This is a genomic window from Bacillus hominis (genome assembly GCF_018332515.1).
Taxonomy (GTDB): domain Bacteria; phylum Bacillota; class Bacilli; order Bacillales; family Bacillaceae_G; genus Bacillus_A; species Bacillus_A hominis.
The window spans coordinates 1-22398 of sequence record NZ_BOQD01000170.1; the positions used below are offsets into that span (position 1 = coordinate 1).

General features: G+C 35.9%; 20 protein-coding genes and 1 pseudogene. 15 read left to right on the top strand and 6 right to left on the bottom strand.

The window, feature by feature from the left end; all coding sequences use genetic code 11:
* Nucleotides 1-100 precede the first annotated feature (100 nt).
* From KI356_RS17070 to KI356_RS17090, 5 genes are all read left to right on the top strand, one after another.
* On the top strand, nucleotides 101-2218 hold the full coding sequence (locus tag KI356_RS17070; RefSeq protein ID WP_212935975.1) for a transglycosylase domain-containing protein: 2118 nt from the start codon (nucleotides 101-103) through the stop codon (nucleotides 2216-2218).
* 189 nt (nucleotides 2219-2407) lie between these two features.
* A complete protein-coding gene (gene hemE / locus KI356_RS17075) occupies nucleotides 2408-3454 on the top strand; it encodes a uroporphyrinogen decarboxylase (protein ID WP_128282080.1) in 1047 nt (348 codons plus the stop codon).
* Between the two features lie 14 nt (nucleotides 3455-3468).
* Nucleotides 3469-4404, top strand: coding sequence for a ferrochelatase (gene hemH / locus KI356_RS17080; protein WP_212935976.1), 936 nt, complete (start codon nucleotides 3469-3471; stop codon nucleotides 4402-4404).
* 19 nt (nucleotides 4405-4423) lie between these two features.
* Nucleotides 4424-5845, top strand: a complete 1422-nt coding sequence (gene hemY, locus KI356_RS17085; protein ID WP_212935977.1) for a protoporphyrinogen oxidase — start codon at nucleotides 4424-4426, stop codon at nucleotides 5843-5845.
* Nucleotides 5846-6062: 217 nt separating this feature from the next.
* Nucleotides 6063-8429, top strand: coding sequence for a DUF6359 domain-containing protein (locus KI356_RS17090; protein ID WP_212935978.1), 2367 nt, complete (start codon nucleotides 6063-6065; stop codon nucleotides 8427-8429).
* A gap of 237 nt (nucleotides 8430-8666) precedes the next feature.
* On the opposite strand, the gene KI356_RS17095 is transcribed toward KI356_RS17090, so the two are convergent.
* Together KI356_RS17095 and cuyB are read right to left on the bottom strand one after the other, a co-directional pair.
* A complete protein-coding gene (locus KI356_RS17095) occupies nucleotides 8667-9536 on the bottom strand; it encodes a LysR family transcriptional regulator (protein ID WP_212935979.1) in 870 nt (289 codons plus the stop codon).
* Between the two features lie 124 nt (nucleotides 9537-9660).
* On the bottom strand, nucleotides 9661-10365 hold the full coding sequence (gene cuyB, locus KI356_RS17100; RefSeq protein WP_212935980.1) for a cysteate racemase: 705 nt from the start codon (nucleotides 10363-10365) through the stop codon (nucleotides 9661-9663).
* A gap of 485 nt (nucleotides 10366-10850) precedes the next feature.
* Between cuyB and KI356_RS17105 the strand changes: the two genes are divergently transcribed.
* The gene (locus KI356_RS17105) at nucleotides 10851-11150 is read left to right on the top strand and encodes a hypothetical protein (protein ID WP_212935981.1); all 300 of its coding nucleotides are present in this window, start codon (nucleotides 10851-10853) and stop codon (nucleotides 11148-11150) included.
* 49 nt (nucleotides 11151-11199) lie between these two features.
* Here the strand turns inward: KI356_RS17105 and KI356_RS17110 are convergent, their stop codons facing one another.
* On the bottom strand, nucleotides 11200-12048 hold the full coding sequence (locus KI356_RS17110; RefSeq protein ID WP_212935982.1) for a hypothetical protein: 849 nt from the start codon (nucleotides 12046-12048) through the stop codon (nucleotides 11200-11202).
* 327 nt (nucleotides 12049-12375) lie between these two features.
* Here KI356_RS17110 and KI356_RS17115 point away from each other — a divergent pair, with 327 nt between their 5' ends.
* Both KI356_RS17115 and KI356_RS17120 read left to right on the top strand, forming a co-directional pair.
* Nucleotides 12376-12948 carry a TetR/AcrR family transcriptional regulator gene (locus tag KI356_RS17115; protein WP_002116844.1) on the top strand — a complete coding sequence of 191 codons (573 nt, stop codon included), beginning with the start codon at nucleotides 12376-12378 and terminating at the stop codon, nucleotides 12946-12948.
* Between the two features lie 209 nt (nucleotides 12949-13157).
* A complete protein-coding gene (locus KI356_RS17120) occupies nucleotides 13158-15935 on the top strand; it encodes a YhgE/Pip domain-containing protein (protein WP_212935983.1) in 2778 nt (925 codons plus the stop codon).
* A gap of 26 nt (nucleotides 15936-15961) precedes the next feature.
* On the opposite strand, the gene KI356_RS17125 is transcribed toward KI356_RS17120, so the two are convergent.
* The gene (locus KI356_RS17125; RefSeq protein WP_000142744.1) at nucleotides 15962-16393 is read right to left on the bottom strand and encodes a PH domain-containing protein; all 432 of its coding nucleotides are present in this window, start codon (nucleotides 16391-16393) and stop codon (nucleotides 15962-15964) included.
* Nucleotides 16394-16501: 108 nt separating this feature from the next.
* Between KI356_RS17125 and KI356_RS17130 the strand changes: the two genes are divergently transcribed.
* From KI356_RS17130 to yknW, 3 genes are all read left to right on the top strand, one after another.
* Nucleotides 16502-16714, top strand: a complete 213-nt coding sequence (locus KI356_RS17130; protein ID WP_212935984.1) for a hypothetical protein — start codon at nucleotides 16502-16504, stop codon at nucleotides 16712-16714.
* Nucleotides 16715-16903: 189 nt separating this feature from the next.
* Nucleotides 16904-17206: a DUF2087 domain-containing protein gene (locus KI356_RS17135; RefSeq protein WP_128282091.1), complete on the top strand. Its 303-nt coding sequence runs from the start codon at nucleotides 16904-16906 to the stop codon at nucleotides 17204-17206.
* Between the two features lie 24 nt (nucleotides 17207-17230).
* On the top strand, nucleotides 17231-17908 hold the full coding sequence (gene yknW / locus KI356_RS17140) for a YknW family membrane protein (RefSeq protein WP_212935985.1): 678 nt from the start codon (nucleotides 17231-17233) through the stop codon (nucleotides 17906-17908).
* A 175-nt stretch (nucleotides 17909-18083) separates the two neighbouring features.
* Here yknW and KI356_RS17145 read toward each other — a convergent pair whose 3' ends face one another.
* Nucleotides 18084-18425 (bottom strand): PH domain-containing protein, encoded by a 342-nt coding sequence (locus KI356_RS17145; protein ID WP_212935986.1) that lies wholly within the window; start codon nucleotides 18423-18425, stop codon nucleotides 18084-18086.
* A gap of 138 nt (nucleotides 18426-18563) precedes the next feature.
* Here KI356_RS17145 and KI356_RS17150 point away from each other — a divergent pair.
* Nucleotides 18564-19073: pseudogene (locus KI356_RS17150) on the top strand (GNAT family N-acetyltransferase).
* Nucleotides 19074-19296: 223 nt separating this feature from the next.
* The gene (locus KI356_RS17155; protein WP_128282096.1) at nucleotides 19297-20310 is read left to right on the top strand and encodes a LacI family DNA-binding transcriptional regulator; all 1014 of its coding nucleotides are present in this window, start codon (nucleotides 19297-19299) and stop codon (nucleotides 20308-20310) included.
* A gap of 39 nt (nucleotides 20311-20349) precedes the next feature.
* Here the strand turns inward: KI356_RS17155 and yhfH are convergent, their stop codons facing one another.
* On the bottom strand, nucleotides 20350-20478 hold the full coding sequence (gene yhfH, locus KI356_RS17160; RefSeq protein WP_000567010.1) for a protein YhfH: 129 nt from the start codon (nucleotides 20476-20478) through the stop codon (nucleotides 20350-20352).
* Nucleotides 20479-20658: 180 nt separating this feature from the next.
* Between yhfH and KI356_RS17165 the strand changes: the two genes are divergently transcribed.
* Both KI356_RS17165 and lplA read left to right on the top strand, forming a co-directional pair.
* On the top strand, nucleotides 20659-21393 hold the full coding sequence (locus KI356_RS17165) for an MBL fold metallo-hydrolase (protein ID WP_128282097.1): 735 nt from the start codon (nucleotides 20659-20661) through the stop codon (nucleotides 21391-21393).
* Nucleotides 21394-21402: 9 nt separating this feature from the next.
* Nucleotides 21403-22392 (top strand): lipoate--protein ligase, encoded by a 990-nt coding sequence (gene lplA, locus KI356_RS17170; protein ID WP_212935987.1) that lies wholly within the window; start codon nucleotides 21403-21405, stop codon nucleotides 22390-22392.
* Nucleotides 22393-22398 lie beyond the last annotated feature (6 nt).

Here is a 22398-nt window from a genome sequence, read left to right on the forward strand (position 1 = left end):
TATTATATCAATTCTCTTAAAAAACTTCGAAGATTATATACATAAAGATAATTCTTTTTCAAATAATAAATGTACCATCATTTGGAAAGAAGGCCGATGTATGAAGAAAGTAAAGTGGACTTTATTAGGTGGGTTAGCAACGTTTGTATTAGCAATTGTACTTTATAAACTTATTGTGTTAACTGGTGGCTATATGATGGATGAAAAGCAGCTCGTTTTCCATTCTTCATCACGTATCGTTGGCCAGAAAGGAAAAGAAATTACGAAATTATACGTAGAAAATAGAGAACTCGTGCCAGTCGAGCAAATTCCGAAGTATGTGCAGCAGGCGTTTGTTGCGGTGGAAGATTCTCGTTTTTATGAGCATCAGGGAATTGATTATCCATCTATATTCAGGGCTCTCTATAAAGATACGTTAGCTGGTGAAAAGGTAGAGGGCGGTAGTACCATTACGCAGCAACTCGCTAAAAATGTCTTCTTAACTCGTGAAAAAACATTTACGCGCAAATTGAAGGAAGTCGCAATTTCCCTTCAATTAGAGCAAAAATATACGAAGCAGCAAATTCTTGAAATGTATATGAATCATATTTATTTTGGCCATGGGGCTTACGGTATTCAAGCGGCAGCAAAGTTGTATTTTAATAAAAATGTTGAGGATTTAACAGTAGAAGAAGGGGCAATGCTCGCAGGTCTTCCGAAGTCACCAAACGGATATTCACCGTATTTCTCTCCAGAGAAGAGTAAGGAGCGCCGTGATCTTGTATTGTCACTTATGCATAAACAGGGCTATTTGACTGCAGAAGAAAGCGTTCGTCATCAAGGAAAGACAATTGCTCTATATAAAAACTTAGATGAGAATGAGCTCGCATATATGCCGTATATTGATATGGTCATAGATGAAGCAGCTCGTTTATACGGATTGTCTCATCAAGAAGTACTTCGTGGGGGATATACGTTTGTCGTACCGATGGATGAAAAGATTCAAAAGGTAGCGTATAACCAGTTTCAAGATGCAAGGAATTTCCCTGGTAAAGAAGAGGGGGCACAAGGTGCATTTTTATTAATGGATAATCGTACGGGCGGGATTAAAGCTGCGATTGGCGGAAGAAAGTATGTCCCGAGAGGATTTAATCGTGTTTTTGCAAAAAGACAGCCGGGCTCTGTTTTAAAACCACTTATCGTTTATGCACCAGCATTAGAAACGAAAAAGTATAATCCGTATTCGTTATTAACAAATGAAAAAGCTTCTTTTGAAGGTTATGAACCTCGAAATTACAATCGTCAATATACGAAAGAAATGACGATGTATGATGCAATTTTAGAGTCAGCAAACGTACCGGCAGTTTCTTTATTAAATGAGTTAGGGGTAGAAGAAGGTAAGCAATATTTAGAGAAAGGGAATGTTCATATTGCGGACGCTGGTTTAAGTACAGCGCTTGGTGGGCTGAAAAATGGCGTTTCAACATTAGAGCTTGTAAAAATGTATCGTGCATTTTTAGCAAACGGAAATATTATTGAGCCGCACGTTATTGATAAGGTGTTAAATAGACACGGCGCAGTCATTGGGGAATCCCCAAAAGTAGAGACGAAAATTTTCTCGAAACAAACGGCATGGTATATGACGAAAATGTTAGAAGGAGTTGTGAAGGAAGGGACAGCCAAAGTAGGTGTATATAACGGTGCGTTGGCTGGAAAAACGGGTACAACTTCATTGCCAAATGATGATAATGGAGCAAGGGATATGTGGTTTGTTGGATATACGCCGAATTTAGTGGGGGCAGTTTGGGTCGGCTATGATCGCACAGATAATGAGCACCAATTACAAGGCGAAAGTGCATCTGCTACGAAGTTATTTAAGAAAATTTTAACGAGGGCAAATGTAGAACAGAAAGAAAAGTTTATGCAGCCAGAAGGTGTGGAAACGATTGGTGCTCCAATTCGTTTACGCAAGATTGAAGATGTAAAAATGAAACTATCGTTTAGTCCTTTCGGTTTATTTAAAACAAAATTAAGTTGGACACCACTTCCAGATGAAAGAATTATGTATCGCATTTATAGAGTGGAAAACGGAATTCATACGCATGTAGGTACTGTAGCAGGTGCTGGAGAATATGAGGAAAAGTTTATTAATATATTCTCAAAATCGAGTTTTTACGTTGTGCCATATAACACACAAACGAACCGCGAGGGAGAAAAGTCAAAAGTAGCTAAACCGTAGTTTTTCTCTGTGCTATAATAAGAATGTTGTGAAAATAGTAAACGGTTTTACGAATGTTTGTGTCAATTTCATGAACAACGTACATAATGTTATGCATTTTGTTTTTACAAGCTGTATAGTAAAAAAAGATAAATATCGGAATAGAACGTATTTAAAGAAAAAGCATTGGTAAGGAAGGGAGCTAGGGTCTTGGTAAGAACTATAAATGAGACATTTTTAAAAGCATGTAAGGGGGAACGCACGGAGTATGTACCAGCATGGTATATGCGACAAGCAGGTCGTTCACAGCCGGAATATAGAAAGATAAAAGAGAAATATTCTTTATTTGAAATTACACATAATCCAGAGTTGTGCGCTTATGTTACAAAGTTGCCAGTTGATCAATATAACGTAGATGCAGCAATTCTTTATAAAGATATTATGTCACCACTACCTGCAATTGGTGTTGATGTTGAAATTAAATCTGGTATTGGCCCAGTAATCGATAATCCAATCCGTTCTTTACAAGACGTAGAAAAACTAGGGGAAATCAATCCAGAAGATGACGTACCGTACATACTAGATACAATTCGTTTATTAACGACAGAAATGTTAGATGTACCGTTAATCGGTTTTTCAGGAGCTCCATTTACGTTAGCGAGCTATATGATTGAAGGCGGTCCTTCTCGTAACTACCATAATACGAAAGCATTCATGTATGCAGAGCCGAAAGCTTGGTTCGCTTTAATGGATAAGCTTGCAGATATGGTTATTACATATTTAAAAGCGCAAATTAATGCAGGAGCAAAAGCTGTTCAAATTTTCGATTCTTGGGTTGGAACAGTAAATGTAGCGGATTATCGCATATTTATTAAACCAGCGATGGAGCGTATTTTTGCAGAAGTTCGACCGATGGGTGTTCCGATGATTATGCACGGCGTTGGCGCTGCACACTTAGTGAATGAATGGCACGACTTACCGCTTGATGTAGTAGGTTTAGATTGGCGTTTACCAATCGAAGAAGCGCGTGCACGCGGCGTTCATAAGGCGGTACAAGGAAATATGGACCCTTCATTCTTATTAGCGCCTTGGTCTGTTATTGAAGAACATGTAAAAGGTATTTTAGATCAAGGGATGAAAGAGCCTGGTTACATCTTTAACTTAGGTCACGGTGTATTCCCAGAAGTAAATCCAGATACATTAAAACGCTTAACTACATTTATTCATGAATACTCTAAAGAACAGTTAGCGAAGTAAAGGAGAATTGCTGTATGAAAAAGAAAATTGGTTTGCTTGTAATGGCATACGGAACGCCATATAAAGAAGAAGATATTGAACGTTACTATACACATATTCGCAGAGGAAGAAAGCCAAGTCCTGAAATGCTAGAAGATTTAACAGAGCGTTACCGTGCAATTGGTGGTATTTCTCCTTTAGCTACTATTACATTAGAGCAAGCTAAAAAGTTAGAGACGCGTTTAAATGAAGTACAAGATGAAGTAGAGTATCATATGTATCTTGGTTTAAAGCATATTGAACCGTTTATTGAAGATGCAGTACAAGCTATGCATAACGATGGAATAGAAGATGCAATCGCATTAGTTCTTGCACCTCACTATTCTACTTTTAGCGTGAAGTCGTATGTAGGACGAGCACAAGAAGAAGCTGAGAAACTTGGAAACTTAACAATTCATGGCATCGACAGCTGGTATAAAGAACCGAAATTCATCCAGTACTGGGTTGATGCAGTGAAAGGTATATATAACGGTATGTCAGAAGCAGAACGTGAAAAAGCAGTGTTAATCGTGTCTGCACATAGCTTACCAGAAAAAATTATCGCAATGGGCGATCCATATCCAGATCAATTAAACGAAACAGCGGATTATATTGCAAGGGGCGCTGAAGTAGCAAACTATGCAGTAGGTTGGCAAAGTGCTGGAAATACGCCAGATCCTTGGATTGGTCCGGATGTACAAGATTTAACGAGAGAACTAAATGAAAAGTACGGATACAGTTCATTCGTATATGCACCAGTTGGATTTGTCGCTGAACATTTAGAAGTTTTATATGACAACGACTTTGAGTGTAAATTTGTAACGGATGAAATTGGCGCGAAATATTATCGTCCAGAAATGCCAAATGCATCGGACGCATTTATTGATTGCTTAACAGATGTTGTATTAAAGAAAAAAGAATCTGTATTGTAAAAAGAAAGGGGGAGCTTACTTGAGGAAAAAAGTTGTGATCGTCGGCGGTGGCATTACAGGCTTATCGACAGCGTATTACTTACAACAAGAAATTCGCGAAAAAAACTTGCCGATCGATACATTACTTATAGAAGCATCGGGTAAACTTGGCGGGAAAATTCAAACCGTTCGAAAAGATGGATTTACAATTGAACGCGGACCGGATTCTTTCTTAGCAAGAAAAGAAAGTGCAGCTAAGTTAGTGAGAGAATTAGGCCTTGGTGATGAAATTGTAGAGAATACGACCGGTAAATCATTCGTTCTCGTAAACAATCGGTTACATAAAATGCCGAGCGGATCAATGATGGGAATTCCGACGCAAATTACTCCGTTTCTATTTTCCGGCTTGTTCTCCCCAATTGGTAAATTAAGAGCTGGTTTTGACTTATTAATGCCTAGATCAAAACCAGTATCTGACCAATCACTCGGGCAGTTTTTCAGACATCGCCTCGGAAACGAAGTAGTTGAAAATTTAATAGAACCATTATTATCTGGTGTTTATGCTGGGGATATTGATGAAATGAGTCTTATGTCTACATTCCCGCAGTTATATCAAATTGAGCAAAAACATCGTAGTATTTCACTTGGCATGCGTACGCTCGCTCCAAAGGAAGAGAAGGCTGCACCGAAAAAGGGAATCTTCCAAACGGTGAAAACCGGTTTAGAGTCTATAGTAGAATCTCTTGAAGTGAAGATTCATGAAGGTACGGTAATGAAGGGAACGCGCATTGAAAAAGTTGCAAAACTTGGTGATGGCTATACGATTACTCTTAGTAACGGAAAAGAAATCGAAGCAGATGCGATCGTTATGGCAGCCTCACACAAAGTATTGCCATCTATGTTTGCCCAGTACAAGCAGTTCCGTTTTTTCCGCAACATTCCGTCCACATCAGTTGCAAACGTGGCACTTGCTTTCCAAAAGTCTGCAATTCAGCGTGATATTGATGGTACGGGATTTGTCGTATCAAGAAATAGTGATTACACGATTACAGCGTGTACGTGGACACATAAAAAATGGCCACATACAACGCCAGAAGGAAAAGCGCTTCTTCGCTGTTACGTCGGACGCCCAGGTGATGAAGCGATTGTTGAACAAACTGACGAAGAAATTGTGCAGCTCGTATTAGAGGATTTACAAAAGACAATGGATATTACAGAGGATCCAGAGTTTACAATGGTAAGCCGATGGAAAGAAGCGATGCCTCAATATACAGTAGGTCATAAAGAGCGAATGAAGAAGCTCACAACATTTATGGAGAAAGAATTGCCAGGTGTGTATTTAGCAGGTAGTTCTTACGCTGGTTCTGGTCTTCCGGCTTGTATTGAGCAAGGTGAGTTAGCGGCAAAGCGGGTAGTATTTCATTTAGAGAAGGTAGCGGAAACTGAGTTAGTTGCACATTAAAATATTTCAAACGAAACGCCTTCAATTATATTGAAGGCGTTTTGTTTATTGGATAAAATACTTGTTAGTCAATAAACCTATATAACTTATTTTGTATTATAGTTTGAAAGCTTGTAAATTAAATAAATTTTTTGTAAAATTTGTCGAAAAAATGTTCTATATAACGAATCGTTTGATATGATAGACATGTTGAGAAAATATGAAATAGGGAGAGGAAATGGCTGTGAAGAAATTATTAAGCGTCTTTTTATCATTATTGCTATTGCTTTCATTTACTGGAACTTTAGCGCAGGCAGAAGAAACGACTTCTATGTCAGTAGAAAAAGCAATTCAAGTATTTAAGCAGCAAGGGAAAACGAAGGGGATAGTGGAAGGATATATCGTTGGATATACACAAGGTCCTTCTAAATACACGAAGGATCCGGCTAAGTTTGACGACACAAATGTGGCAATTGCTGATTCGCCAAACGAAATGAATCCAGATAAAATCATGCCTGTTCAATTGCCAAAAGGCGATGTGAGATCAGCAGTAAACGTGAAAGATCACCCTGAAAATATCGGGAAGAAAGTACAGTTAACAGGGACGCTTGAGTTATATTTCGGTAGTCCTGGTTTAAAATCAGTAACAGCTCATAAGTTTCAAGGAGAAGAACAAAACCGCGTTAGCGATGTAGTAGCTTCGCCAAATGGCGGGGAAGTTGCAAAAGGGACAGCGGTAACATTAACAACGAATACAGAAGGAGCAACGATCTACTATACGTTAGATGGCTCTAATCCTACAAATAAAAGCGTTCGTTATAACGGACAAATTGTAGTGAATGAGAATAGTGTAGTGAAAGCAATCGCAGAAAAAGAAGGACTTACTTCTTCAGCAGTTTCGACATTTTCATTTATTATCGTAAACAATGAACCAGTTCGTATTCATGATATTCAAGGAAAATCACATATTTCTCCTTACAATGGGAAAAAAGTAAACAATGTGGAAGGCGTTGTCACAGCGCTTGATAAAAACGGTTTTTATATAGAAGATAATCAGCCGGATAATGATCCAGCTACTTCAGAAGGTATGTACGTATACAAAAAAGATGCGAATGTAGCGGTAGGAGACCTTGTCCAAGTTGATGGAGCAGTAGAAGAATATGTTGGGCCTGGATATGCAGAACGCTTTGAAACAGACTTAACGACGACAGAAATTAAAGCGAGCCGCGTTGCTGTAATCGCAAAAGATCAACTTTTACCAGCACCGATTGTACTTGGAGAAAACGGTGTAAAAATCCCAGATCAAATTATCGATAATGATGCATTCGGTTTATTTGATCCAAATGAAGATGCAATTGATTTTTATGAGAGTGTAGAAGGTATGCGCGTTACGATGCCAACACCAAAAATTATCGCTCCTCAGAAAAATGGTAACTTATATGTAACAGTAAAAAATGGTGGGGATAAAGTTATAACGAAGTATGGCACACCGCTATTAGATAAAGAGCAATTAAACCCAGAGCGTCTTTCTGTAAAAGTACCTCGTGATTATGTGGCAAAAGTAGGCGATACTTTCACTGGAGATATAACAGGGGTAGTAGGATATGATTACGGTTCGTTCCGTATTTCGCCAGTAACAGAATTACCATCTGTAGTAGACGGTGGGTTTAAGCAAGTGGGGGCAAATATTCAGCCGCGTCTTGATAAATTAACAGTTGCTACATATAATATTGAAAACTTCTCAGCGAACAAAAAAGAAACAACAGATGAAAAAGTAAAAGCATTAGCTTATTCTATTAAATACAACTTAAAAATGCCCGATATTATCGGTGTAGAGGAAATGCAAGATAATAATGGATCAATTAATGACGGTACAACAGATGCTTCTTTAAGTGCAAAACGTATTATTGATGCCGTATTAGAAATTCGTGGGCCGAAGTATGAGTATGTAGAAATTGCGCCAAGCAACAATCAAGACGGAGGAGCACCAGGAGCGAACATTCGCGTCGGTTTCTTCTATAACCCATCGCGTGTGAAATTAGCGACAGTACCAAAGTTACTAGATAAAAATGTAGTTCGTATTGGAGACGAAAATCCTTTATTTGAAAGTACACGTAAACCGTTAGCGGCAGAATTTACGTTCCAAGGACAAAACGTTGTTGTCGTTGCAAATCACTTAAACTCAAAACTAGGAGATGCAACGCCATTTGGAAAAGTGCAACCGCTCGTATTAAAGAGTGAAGAAAAACGAGTTCAATTAGCACAAGAAGTGAATCATTTCGTACAAGGTATTCAGAAAAAGAATACGAATGCACCGGTTGTTGTATTAGGTGATATGAATGACTTTGAATTCTCTAAACCACTGGAGGCACTAGAGGGAACGATATTAAAAGATATGTTAAACACAGTGCCGAAAGAGAATCGTTACACGTACATTCATGAAGGTAACGCACAAGTGTTAGATCATATTTTAGTAACAAATAACATTGCACCGCACACAATTGTAGACCCAGTACACTTAAACTCAAACATTATGAAAGAGCACGGACGTGTAAGTGACCACGACCCAGTACTTGCTCAAATTGATTTGAAGAAGGCTTCTTAAAGTAGGGGAACGCTTAGGTAACTAAGCGTTCTTTCTTTATTTACTTTTAAGAAACAATTATGAATGAAGAAGAGGAAGTGAAGATGTTTAGAAATAGATTAGATAAAAAGATTTGTATTAAACAAATATCTCTTTATGGGGTGACCTGTTTTTTTAGCTTGATAGGTATACGTCAGGATCCCATGCCTATCAACTCCAGAACAAAAACAACCTGATTGATATACCAATCAGGTTGTTTTATTTACACATCTGCTCTTTTAAAAAGTCAATAAAAACAGATTTTGGTCTGCCTTTTAAATAGATAAAATCAATACTAATATTAATTTTCACTGGAGGTGTCATTTCCACTCGGATCAATTCTCCATTTTCTAATTCTTGTTTGACACAATGTTCAGGCAAGAAGCTAATGCCCATCCCTTTTATCACTAAATTTTTCGCTGTTTCCATATTATCTACTTCTAAAGATATAGTCGGGCTTACATCATTACTTGAAAATAGCCGATGAATCATGAGCCAATCCATTGATCCATAATCAAAGAAGATAAGGGGTTGTTTACTTACATGTTCTATTGTTACTTTTTCTTCTTTTAAAAATATATGATTTCGAGGCACAAAAAGGCCAATAGGGTCATTATAAAGACGAATTGATTCTACTTGAGGATGTGTTTCTGTTCGTACGATGCCAAAGTCAACTTCTTTATTAATAACCTTCTGTAAGATGTCTTGTGAATGACCAGTGACAATTTTTATTCTAACATCCTTAAATTCAGATTTGAAACCAGGTAAAATTTCAGGGAGGATATTATTAGATATTGATGAAGCACTCCCAATTACCAAGTCATATGGAATTGTTACTTGTTGCAACCCATACTTTGCTTCCTGATAAGATTGCAAAATTTTTTGTGCATGTGGAAAAAAATACTCTCCTTTTTCAGTTAAAGAAATCTTATTGCCATTTCGATGAAAAAGCTTTATATTAATTTCACGTTCAAGTGATTGGATACGTGCTGTTACAGAAGGTTGGGTTAAATAAAGAGCTTCGGCAGCTTTATTGAAACTACCAAGTTGACAAACATATATAAAAGCTTCAATATTTTCAATATTCATGTTTAAACGCTCCTTACTTTAGCTCTCTATCATCATTTACTATAACATGTACACGTAAAATCGTATGCATCAAACATCCATAAAATAAGAATGCAACAATTCTGCTGCATTCCTAACTTCTAAATTACACTTTTATTATTTCTTTCTCTTTTCTATTAGCTTTTTTAATAACCATTTTAGCTACAATTTCTGTTGGATCAATAACGCAAATATTTTCGGATGATTTCAATACAAGAGGAATCTCTGTGCAACCTGCTATAATGGCCTCAGCTCCGCTATCTTTCAATTTATTAGCAACCATTGAAAGATATAAAAATCCTGTTTCTAAATCTCCACTTTTAATAGCATATATTCCTTCCATCACTTTTTCTTGCATTTTTCTATCAGGCTCAATGACATCAATCCTGTAACGTTGACAACTGTTTTGGTATAGTTCCGTTTTAATCGTCCCATCCGTAGCTAACAAACCTACTTTTCTAAAATTATTTTCTTGCACAAAACGAGCCGTTTCTAAAGGCATATGTAAAATCGGAATAGTAACAGATTTTTTAGCCGCTGTATAGAAAAAATGAGCGGTATTACACGCAATAACAAGAAAATCCGCACCAGCGTTTTGTAATCGCTGCGCTGATTGTACAATGTACGGGGTCGGATCTATTCCCTTTCCCAAAATAGCCGTTGTCCGATCAGGTATTTGAGAATAGTTATCTGCAATGATATGGATATGATCTTGATCTTTCATTGCAGGTGTATAAGAAATAATTTTGTTCATTAAATCAACAGTCGCCAAAGGCCCCATGCCCCCAATAATCCCAACAACTTTTTGCATTTTATTCACCACTTTAAACATATTTTGAATGATTGACTTAATTATAAGTTCCTTTTTAGGGGATGAATTATAGAAATAATCTATACAACAATAGAAAATATGTATTGATAACTAATGTATAAGAGGACTTTGATATCGAATATTACTATCTAACAAGTGATGAGCAAGTATATGCGCTGGTTGATAACTGGTATACGAGTAGAAAGCTTATTGATACGTACAATCAAAAAGAATTTCATCTAATTCTGATTGGTGGATTGCAGGAAAATCGGAAAATTCCCTCCACCTACTAGCACTTCTTTTTGGATTTCCTGTGGCTTTAGCGGCGTATTTATTAATTAGAAGTGATCGTTTTATTTAAAAGAGAGAAACCAATCAAAATAAAGCATATAACTAATTGCTCGAAATTATATATAGATAATCATTTTTTGTGAAATTCATGGTAAAATTAATTGAATATTTAGTTTTTAGAAGGGAGGTCAACGATGCAAGCACGAATAAATGGGAAATTAATGAATCAGCTTGCAATTTTTTTTAGTACGGTCGTCATGCTTCAGTTTGTAGCAGATATAACAGGGCTTACACAGAATCTAGATATTATGTATAACTTAATAAATACAGCAACTTCCTATATAACGTTTAGTTTGGCGGTTATTTTTACTTTAATAGGTGCAAGAAGAGAGTTAAGTAAATATGCAATTATTTCATTATGTTTAGTGGTAGCTATTAAAGCGATTTATTTTGCGGCAGTTGTTATTTTGTGGGGATTGGCTGGTACGCCGTAAATGAATATAAAAAACCTAATTTCCAAGATAACGTGAGGAAATTAGGTTTTTATAATGGCTGAAAAGCTTTTCTACATCGATCTCGTTTTTGAAGTCTTCTCATATATCTTTTTTTATCCCGTTGTAATCCTTTTATGTACATGAATAAGCTGACAAGGAAGAAAAATGTACATTGTATGATTAAAATGTACGGTGATATCCCGTGTAATGGTTGTTTCGGATCATATAAGTGAATAGGTGCTCCACCAATTGTCGGGAATGTTGTATTTAGCAGGACGAAAGGAATGGAAGTAACTGCAAATGGAAATAGAAGTGCCATGTAATCCTTTTGTGACCATGTGGACGCTGCTAAACCTAAGAGGGCCATTAAACCAGCAAATAAAAAATTAATCCCAATATATAGATAAATATAAGTGATGGGAGAAGAGAAATATAAATCTGCGAACATTCCGTTTCCGTTTATCATACTCGTACTGACGGTGGGATCTCCATTTGGTATTGTTAATTTGCAAAGTAATAAAGAAAGAATGAACGGTAAAGTATAAAGAAATCCACCGCAGAAAAATGTAACGATATATTTTGTGAAAGAATACGAGAATAAGGAAATTTCCTTACTTATAAAAGCTTTGAAACCATCGGATTTATCGGAATTGTAACTTGTACTAAATGGTAAACTTGCAATAACAGGCATTAATAATAAATAAACGTCCATTTCATTATCACGAAACCCGATCCATTTAAAAGCAGTTGCTATAGCACCATTTGTTGCGTCTCCTAAATAACGAATTACATAATAATAATGATAAATAGAAATAAGAGCTAATCCACTACACATAATAATTAAAGAAACACGATTACAAAAAGCTTGCCTTATATTTAAACGAAGCGCACGCATCATGACTGAAAAAGCCTCCACTATTTTTATAAATCTGTCTACTTTCTATATTACTATTAATTGTAAGGATTTTCTTGTTTTTTTATGTGGTTATTAGAAAAAGAGGAATTTTGTTGTTGTGAAGTAAGGTTTAACTGTATATCTTAAGAACACCTTTTCTTTTTCTCTTTCCTTCTGATACACTATGACGGTATTATATGAATGGACTGGAATTTTTTTAAACTGGGAATAACTAAAAAAGAGAACTTGTATAGAATGTAAGCGTGTGGTAATATCAAATATGTACTGATTGACTATATTATCCAATTGGTCATTTTTGGAGGTGACGATGTGGCAATAGATCGAAAACGTTCTATTATTGAAGCTGCAACAAAGTCTTTTTCAGCATTCGGTTATAAGGCGACGACGATGGATCAAGTTGCGAAGTTAGCGAATGTAGGAAAAGGAACAATTTATACTTTTTTCAAAAATAAAGAAGAACTATTTGGCGAAATTATTTCTAATTTAATTACAGAAATGAAGCAAGTTGCAAAAGACGCAATTCGTTCAGATATTTCATTTTTTGAAAATGTACATAGAGCATTATACAGCATATTAGAATTTAGAAAAGAACATCAGCTCATGATTAAACTAATTCAAGAAGAGCGTGATATGGGAACGAAAGAAGTGCAAGAAGTGATGCAACAAGTAGATGTGGAAATCATTTCTGTTATCCAATCTTATTTAGAGATTGCGATTGAAAAAGGTGAGATTAGCAAATGTGATCCAGAAATTACAGCATTTATTATGCTTCGCCTATACGTATCGCTTATTTTTGATTGGGAAAAAAATCATGAACCGTTAGAAAAAGAAAAGATATCGGAATTATTCGAACTTTATTTACTAAAAGGATTGTCAAATTAAGATAATCCTTTTAATATTATAAAAAATGACTAATTGAACAAATTGGTCAAACGAATGAGGAGGGTGGTTAAATAGTATAATCAAGTAGATGAAAATGTGCATAGTATAAATTCGGGGATAAGGCATATGTATGAACAGATATAGCCTTTTTATTTGGGTAAAAATGACTGAATAGACATTTTGGTCATTTTTAAAAAGGGGGATAAATTATGAAATGGCATAAGTTACTTAGTAAAGAATTTGCAGAGATTATAAAAAGTAAAAAAATATTAATCCCAATCATTGCGGTTTTATTTGTACCGATTTTATATGCTGGTATGTTTTTATGGGCCTTTTGGGATCCATATGAACAGCTAGATGACTTGCCAGTTGCGGTAGTCAATTTAGATAAAGGTGCAGAACTTGATGGGAAACCAATTGAGGTCGGGAAAGGGCTCGTTGATAACTTAAAAGATAATAAAAGTTTTAAATGGGAATTTGTAAGTGAAAAAGAAGCGAAAGAGGGAATGGAAGGCAGAAAGTATTACATGTTAGTACGTATTCCAGATGACTTCTCAAGTAACGCTACAACGTTATTAAAAGACGATCCGAAACCATTAAACTTAGAATACATTCCAAATGAAAGTTTAAACTTCTTATCTTCACAAATTGGCGGAACAGCAATTGAAAAAATTAAAGGTGAAGTATCAAGCACGTTAACGAAAACATATGCAGAGAAAATGTTTGATTCTATTAAAGACGTCTCAAAAGGATTAGCAGATGGAGCGGACGGAGCAAATAAGTTACATGATGGAGCTAGTGAGTTGCATGATGGATCAAGTAAAGTGACGGATGGACTCCATACACTTCAAGGGAAATCTGGGGAGATGAAAGATGGGGTTCAGAAATTAGCAGATGGATCTAATAAATTACAAGATGGGTCCGGAAAAGTAACAGCAGGTTTAAATACATTAAATAGCAAAACAGGTGAGATGCAGGCGGGTATAGGGAAATTAGTGGATGGATCCGGAAAAGTGACAGTAGGTTTAAATACGTTAAATGGAAAAACGGGTATAGGGAAATTACAAGATGGATCTGGAAAAGTAACAGATGGTTTAAATACGTTAAATGGAAAAACGGGTGAAATGCAAAAAGGAATTGGCGAATTGCGAAGTGGGTCTGAGAAAGTAACTAAAGGTTTGAACACATTAGTAAGTAAAACAGGTGAATTAAAAACAGGAACAATTGAACTATCAAATGGTATGGAAAAACTTGTTGGGGGGCAAATTCAATTAGAGAAAGGGTCTCAAGAGATTCAAAAGGGTTTACAGGAGTTAAATAGTAAAGTGCAAAATTCTGTTGCAGGCTTAGAGGAAATGCAGTCGAAAGTTCCTACTATATTAAATACGGTAAATCAGAAAATAGATGGTGCTGGAGAAAATGTAAATCAGTTAAATGAAATTACCCAATCAACAGCAGGGGATGCAAAAACTGCAGCACAAGATGTAGCGACTTTACAAAAGCAAATTGAAAGTTTACCGAAAGAATATCAAGAGCAGTTACAGCCATTTATAACAAATGCGGTAAAAAGTACGGCGACAGTTCAACAGAAAGCTGCCGGAGTAGCAGGCGGAACGAGCAAATTAAATGAAGAAGTAAAACAATTAAAAGGTGAAATCAGTGAAAAGACAAGTGGAATGCAAAGCAAAATGCCGAATCCAGAAGAGGTGGAAAATTTAACGAGTGGTATTAAGAAATTAACGAATGCGCAAAACGAATTTGTAAGTAAGTTTCATGGATTAGGTGAAGGATTAGGTAATGCAAAAGCAGGTGCTGATAGATTGAAAGACGGATCAGGTCAATTAATTGATGGAGAAAATCAATTATTAGATGGATCTGGAAAGGTAACAGAAGGATTAGGTGCATTATCTGTAGGAGCAAACCAAATGGCAGGTGGAATCACTCAATTAGCAGATGGCTCAAGTCAAGTAACAGGTGGTTTAGGCACAGTATCTGTAGCAGTAAACCAATTAGAAGACGGATCAAGCCAAGTAACAGGCGGTTTAGGTACATTATCTGTAGGAGCAAATCAAATGTCAGGAGGAATAACGCAATTAGCAGATGGATCGGGTCAAGTAACAACTGGCTTAGGTACTCTAAATGGTGGTCTAAATAAAATGTCAACTGGTTCAACCCAGCTAATCGACGGAGTAAATAAACTAACAGACGGCTCAGGAAAAGTGACAGATGGACTCGTGAAAGTAAACGATGGATCAAGTACACTGGCTGAGAAACTTGGTGAAGGTGCAGAAAAAACAGGAGAAGTAAAAGGTACGGATAAAACGTATGATATGTTTGCAAGTCCTGTAAAAGTGAAGACGGAGAAAATGGCGGAAGTTCCAAACTACGGAACAGGATTCACACCATATTTCTTATCACTCGGTTTATTCGTTGGGGCATTACTATTATCTATCGTATACCCATTACGCGATACAGTCGGTGTTCCGAAATCAGGATTCAGCTGGTTTATTAGTAAGTTTGGTGTTTTACTATCAGTTGGTATTATTCAAGCAATAGTAGCAGATGTCATATTACTATTCGGATTAGGCGTAGAAGTACAAAGCATTCCATACTTCATACTCTTTAGCATTGTTACAAGTTTAGCGTTTATTTCATTAATTCAATGCTTAGTAACAGCGTTTGGTGATGCAGGGCGTTTCATCGCCATCATAACATTAATTATACAGCTTACAACAAGTGCTGGAACATTCCCGCTAGAATTGATTCCGAAGTTTTTACAACCATTTCATGCTTGGTTACCGATGACATACTCTGTATCAGGGTTGAAAGCAGTCGTATCGAGCGGTGATTTTAACTTCATGTGGCAAAATATAGGGATACTAATGATCTTTATCGTTTTATTATCACTTGGAACAATCGCTTCATTAACTTGGATGCATAAGCGACGATTTAGAAATATTGCTGAAAATCAATCGGTTGAAGCGTAGGGAAAAGCACCTTTTTGGTGCTTTTTTTATTTTAGTGCAGGGCATTTTTTTTGTAGTTCGGATATGAATTTTTCAGGATCTTTTGGTGAGATTTTTACACTTCCCCAAGCTCCTGATGTATAAAAGATTTCATAGCAATCTTTCGAAGAGAGAATACGATATCCGATTAAAATGTTATCTGTTTTTGAGATTTTCGTTATATGAACGTACGGAATCTTACTTCGAAATGGACCACCTTTAACAAATAAGTGGTTTTCATAGAATGTATATGTAATAGAAAAAGAACTCCATAATAGGAAGCCAGAAGATACAAAGAAAATAGATAGTAGAATGTATAAGTCTGTAGTAGTAGCTTCATCATCAAAGAAGAGAGGAAGCAGTGTTGAAGCACCTATGGTGAAAATAGCAAAAAAGATAATAAATAAGAAAAATTTATCAATTTTAGAGTGGAATGTCATTTGTAGCCCTCCTTCTCCTTAACTTTACCATATCTCATGTTTAGGCTAAATGAAAGAACAGGAATTGCAACAATTTGAATAGAAGTATATTACATGGGAGTTGATACGATGAAAGGAAATCTAACTTATTATTTTATCTTATATCCGTTAATCTTCTTTCTTGTTTTCACCCTTTCACCTATCTTGTTTCATAAAGAAGAATATACAAGTATGAAAGATACATTGGGAATACTTTTAGTCTACTATGTGCTAATTAGTGGGTATTACTTTATTGATGTTGTAAGTGAAAGAATGAAGAAAAATGGTAAGGACAAACAATAAAGTGAAACTTTAATCAGTGGGGGTTTTGTTCATCCCCCACTGATTATTAGCCCTCACCAATCGGGCTTTTATGGGCAGTTGATCCCCCACCTAACTTCTTTGCTTCCGTTGAATTTTGAGGTGGGGGTCTTACTGCCCATTAATGCGGGATAAAGTTTTATTATATAAAAACCGATGGAGGACAACAAAATGACCGAAAGTGAAATGAAATTTAGGGATACGACCATTCGTAACTTTTTCGATAAAGAGGACCGTTTAAAATCGATTCCAGGTCAAAAGAAGAAAAAACTAGTATTGTTAGAGCATTTAGTTAGCAAATTAAATGCTGAAAATCAGTATACGGAAAAAGAAATTAATACGTTCATAAAACAATATCATGATGATTTTTGTACGATTAGACGAGAGTTTATCGTGCATGGATTTATGGATCGAGAGGATAATGTGTATCGTATAAATGGGAGAGAAGTATGGAGGAAATGGGAAGAGTTATAAATGTAATGAGGAAGGGGAATTTTCTTGCAAGCTAGTAGTCTTATACAGGAAGAGATTTCGGGAAAACCATCGATTATTGGGATATTTACTTCACCAACACTGCAATTCAAAAAGATGAAGAATCAAAGAAATATATTTTTCCCGTTAGCTCTTTTAATTGTGCTTATTATAATTTCAAGTGCTTTAATGTCTTGGAATACTTTAAACAATCCTGCGCTTAGTATGTTTCATGATAAAACGGGATTTACTGTACCAAAATACATAACTTTCTTTACCACATTTGGGATTTCTGCAATCAGCGGAATAGTAGCTATATTTTTTGCACCTATATTCTATAAGAACATTATGATTTTTTTTGGAGTGGATATTAACTATAAGGAAACATTTCCGATAATTATTTATGCTTCGTTTGTATTAAGGATAGGGATGATTTTAAACGGATTAATTGCATTTTCTCTAAGTGGATATGAGATATCTTATACAGGTTTAGGTGCAATAGGGACAGATAATATGATTCTACATACAATCGCTCAAAGAATAGATATATTTAACATTTGGTATTACGTTTTATTAGGAATAGGTTTAAAAACGATTACGAATTTAAATAAAGAGAAACTTATCCCTCTTATTATTGTACTTTTCGTTTTCACTAGTTTATTAGCGAGTATGGCTGGGTTTATGCAGGAAATATCTAAAGCGTAAGGATAGGTGGGAAGTATAATTATAAGCTTGTATGAAAAAGGTGGTTTGGATATGGACAAACCACCTTTTATCCCGCTATTTGCCGGGCAGTAAAACTCCTACCTCAAAATGCGGCTGGAGCAAAGAAGCTAGGTGGGAGTCGGGCTGCCAGTAAAAGCCCGATTAGTAGCCCGCGCTAGTCTTGTATTTTTCTTTGTAGTAAGTCTATGAACTCTTCAATATTTGAACTTGTAATGTATCCCACCGTGATATATTCATCTTCATAATAAAATATTATTTTTTTGTCAAAAAATCTTCTCTTCGTTTCTATAGATACAATTTTTTCATACTCAAATTCGGCAATTAATGTATTTTTATATTGGCTAAAAAAGAGAAGTCTTCTATTAGTAGCAAGTAGCATGCCTGGATATGGGACTTTATGCGTATTTATATAGTCAGTAAGTGAACATTTTAAAGTAGATAAAATCTTTTCTTCTTTATGTAGTAGTTGTTTTGCAGCTGTTAAGATTGGATTCATTGTATACATTCCTTTTATTTAGATGTATGAATATTTTATCAAAAGTGAAAAGATTCTCAATATGTAATATTGCATATTGATAGTTTCATTTGATGGCTCCAGTATTATTTTTAAAAGAAAAAGGTACGAGGTGATTCAGTGATACGATTAGCAAAAGAGGTTGATGCGGAATCAATTATGGATATTAGAAAAGAAATTATATTATCGGAAACTACTACAAAGTTTTTTATAGTATCTCCAAATAAATTACTAAATGATATTGATGCAGAAAGAGGAAAGATACGGAAAAGCAATTAGAAAGGTAATCTTTACATCGTGTATGAAGTAGATAGTAAGGTAGTTGGTTTTTTACTTTTCAATCGATATGAACTAGAACGGTTACGACATGCTGGCACAATGGGAATGGGGATTAGAGAGGCGTACTGTAATCAAGGCATTGGTACGGAGCTAATTGAATTTCTTATTAGTTGGGCTAAAGAGCAGAAAGGTTTAGAGAAAATTTGCTTAGGTGTAGTTTCTATTAATGATAGGGCAATTAAAGTGTACAAACGTATTGGCTTTGTAGAAGAAGGAAGACAAAGAAAGCAAATTAAATATGAAGATGGATCATATGGAGACGACGTGTTGATGGGTTTTTATATTGAATAAAAGCGATATTAATAAGAAGATGTATATACGTAATGGTATGTACATCTTTTTCACATGCTTATTGTAAACTTCTAAAAGTAATATAAATTCCCCTGCAGTTAACAGACTTTTCCCTATGAATAATATTAATATAGTAAAATCATAAGAACCTATATTGCAGTTTCCAATAATATACTATATAATCAGGATAAGAAAACGTTTTCATGCAAAGGGGGAAAATTTCGTGTCGACTATCGAGGACGTGGCGAAATTAGCGGGGTTATCAAGGACAACGGTTTCTAGGGTGATCAATAATCATCCATATGTTTCAGATGAGAAGAAGAAAAGGGTTCAATTAGCAATGAAGCATTTAGGCTTCGTTCCTAATTCTGCGGCGAGAAGGCTTCGTAAACAAAAAACAGAAACAATTGCGGTGCTTGTTCCAAGGATTACAAATCCTTTTTTTAGTAGATTTATTGAAGCAATCGAGATTGCTGCTTCTGAACATAAATATAAACTGATTATTTGTCAAACAAGATATTTACCGGAAAAAGAGATGGAGTATTTACAATTATTATCTACGAAACAAGTAGATGGGATTATTCTATGTTCACTAGAAAATCCGTGGGAAGATGTAGAGCCATACTTGCAACACGGTCCAATCGTGTTGTGTAATGAATATATTGAGGAAGCAAATGTTCCAACAGTGAAATTTGATCATGCACAGGGAGCATACATAGCTGCCAATCATGTATTAGAACAAGGATATCGTAATCTGATTTTTTGCCGTGGTAACGAAACGAAAGTAGTGAACCAACAGCGAAAAATGGGCTTTTTACGCGCTATTACTGAAAAGAGTAGAGAAGTGGAAGCGATCGATTTTCTTGAAAACGCTTTCTCTTGGGATGATGGAAAACGAATATTCAATGAAGTATTAAAGGACAAAAAAAATCCTACCGCGATTTTGGCAGGAGGCGACGAGGTTGCAGCTGGAATTATCTCAGAGGCGAAACGCCATGGTTGGAGTATTCCAGAAGATCTCGCTGTGATTGGTTTTGATAATCAAATTTTAGCGCAGATTACAGAGCCAGGTATTACGACAATTGAACAGCCAATCGACGAGATGGCCCGAAAAGTTGTCGACTTAATGATGGATAAAATCCATACGAAAAATTATCGACAAAAAGAATTGTATGAGTTTGAACTGGAGCTCTTGGTGAAAGGTTCAACGATGAAGGATACGATGTTATTAGCCTAGTAGACTATGTCTGCTAGGTTTTTTTATGTTCACAAACTACTATTCTTCGTGAACGCAATCGTCACATTTGTTATGGTATGCTTCGTGCTGCTCATCAATTTCTTTCCCGCAGTGTGCACAAGTTTTCGTCGGTAAATTTCGGAAAAACTCCATTGGTTGATCAATCATGTCAATCCCTCCATTTCCATTTCTTACTATCATTGTATTAGTACAAAAAACAAAAGTCAACAACTGTTTTATAACAAAATTGAAAATTAATGAAAAAGTTTAGGAAATGGATTATAGTTAACAATGTAGGATGTAAGTAAAAACTGCATTGCTACTCGGTTTTAGAAAGGAAGGATACATATGAAAATGACTGTTGTCGGCTTTTGGGGCGGCTTTCCAGAAGCGGGAGAAGCAACGTCGGGGTATTTGTTTGAACACGATGGTTTTCGTTTACTTGTAGACTGTGGTAGTGGTGTACTAGCACAGCTTCAAAAATATATAACACCATCTCATATAGATGCAGTTGTATTGTCGCACTATCATCACGATCATGTTGCAGACATTGGGGTATTGCAATATGCGAGATTAATTACGAGTGCGACAAAAGGACAACTACCAGAATTACCAATATACGGTCATTCGTTTGATGAGAATGGATTTAATTCTTTAACGCATGCACCGCATACGAAAGGGATCGCTTACAATCCAGAAGAAACACTTCAAATTGGGCCGTTCTCCATTTCATTCTTAAAAACTGTTCATCCTGTTACATGCTTTGCGATGCGTATTACAGCTGGCGATGATGCCGTAGTATACAGCGCTGATTCAAGTTATATTCCTGAATTTATTCCATTCACAAAAGATGCTGATCTTTTCATTTGTGAGTGTAATATGTATGCACATCAAGAAGCAGCAAAAGCAGGGCATATGAATAGTACAGAAGTAGCAAGTATTGCGAAAGATGCGAATGTAAAAGAACTTTTATTAACGCACTTACCACATACAGGCAACCCATCTGATTTAGTAACAGAAGCAAAACAAATTTTCAGTGGCCATATTACGCTAGCGCATAGTGGCTACGTATGGAATTCATGAGGTGATATGATGTTATTTATTGATAATAAAGGGATTACAGATCCTAGAATAAACTTAGCAATTGAAGAATACTGTGTGAAGAATTTAAATATTAACGAAACGTATTTACTGTTCTACATTAATGAACCTTCGATTATCATTGGTAAAAACCAAAACACAGTAGAAGAAATTAATGCAGATTACGTAAAAGAACAAGGTATTCATGTCGTTCGTCGTCTATCAGGCGGAGGCGCAGTATATCATGATCTAGGAAACTTAAACTTCAGTTTTATTACGAAAGATGATGGAGATAGTTTCAGCAACTTTAAAAAATTCACAGAACCTGTAACGAAAGCGCTTGGTAAATTAGGCGTAAATGCAGAACTAAGTGGTCGTAATGACATTTTAGCTGAAGGTAGAAAAATTTCAGGTAACGCGCAGTTCTCAACGAAAGGTCGTATGTTTAGTCACGGCACGTTACTATTTGATTCTGAAATCGATCACGTTGTATCAGCATTAAAAGTAAAAATGGATAAGATTCAATCAAAAGGAATTAAATCAATCCGTAGCCGCGTTGCGAACATTACAGAGTTCCTAAACGAAAAAATGACGACAGAAGAGTTTAGACAACTTCTTCTAGAAACAATTTTCGAAGGAGAAACAGAAATTCCAACGTACGAATTAACAGAAAATGATTGGAAAGAAATCCATAAACTTTCTGAAGAGCGCTACCGCAATTGGGACTGGAACTACGGAAAATCTCCGAAGTTCAACTTACAACATTCACACCGCTTCCCAGTTGGACAAGTTGACGTTCGTCTTGAAGTGAAAAAAGGAACAGTAACAGAATGTAAAATTTACGGTGACTTCTTCGGTTCACTAGATGTTCATGACATTGAAGAACGTTTAACGGGCGTACAATTTGATAAAGATGCGTTCACTGTAGCTTTAGAAGGCGTAGATATCGCGCGTTACTTCGGTAATATTACAACAGAAGATTTCTTGCATTTATTCTTCTAAACAGAT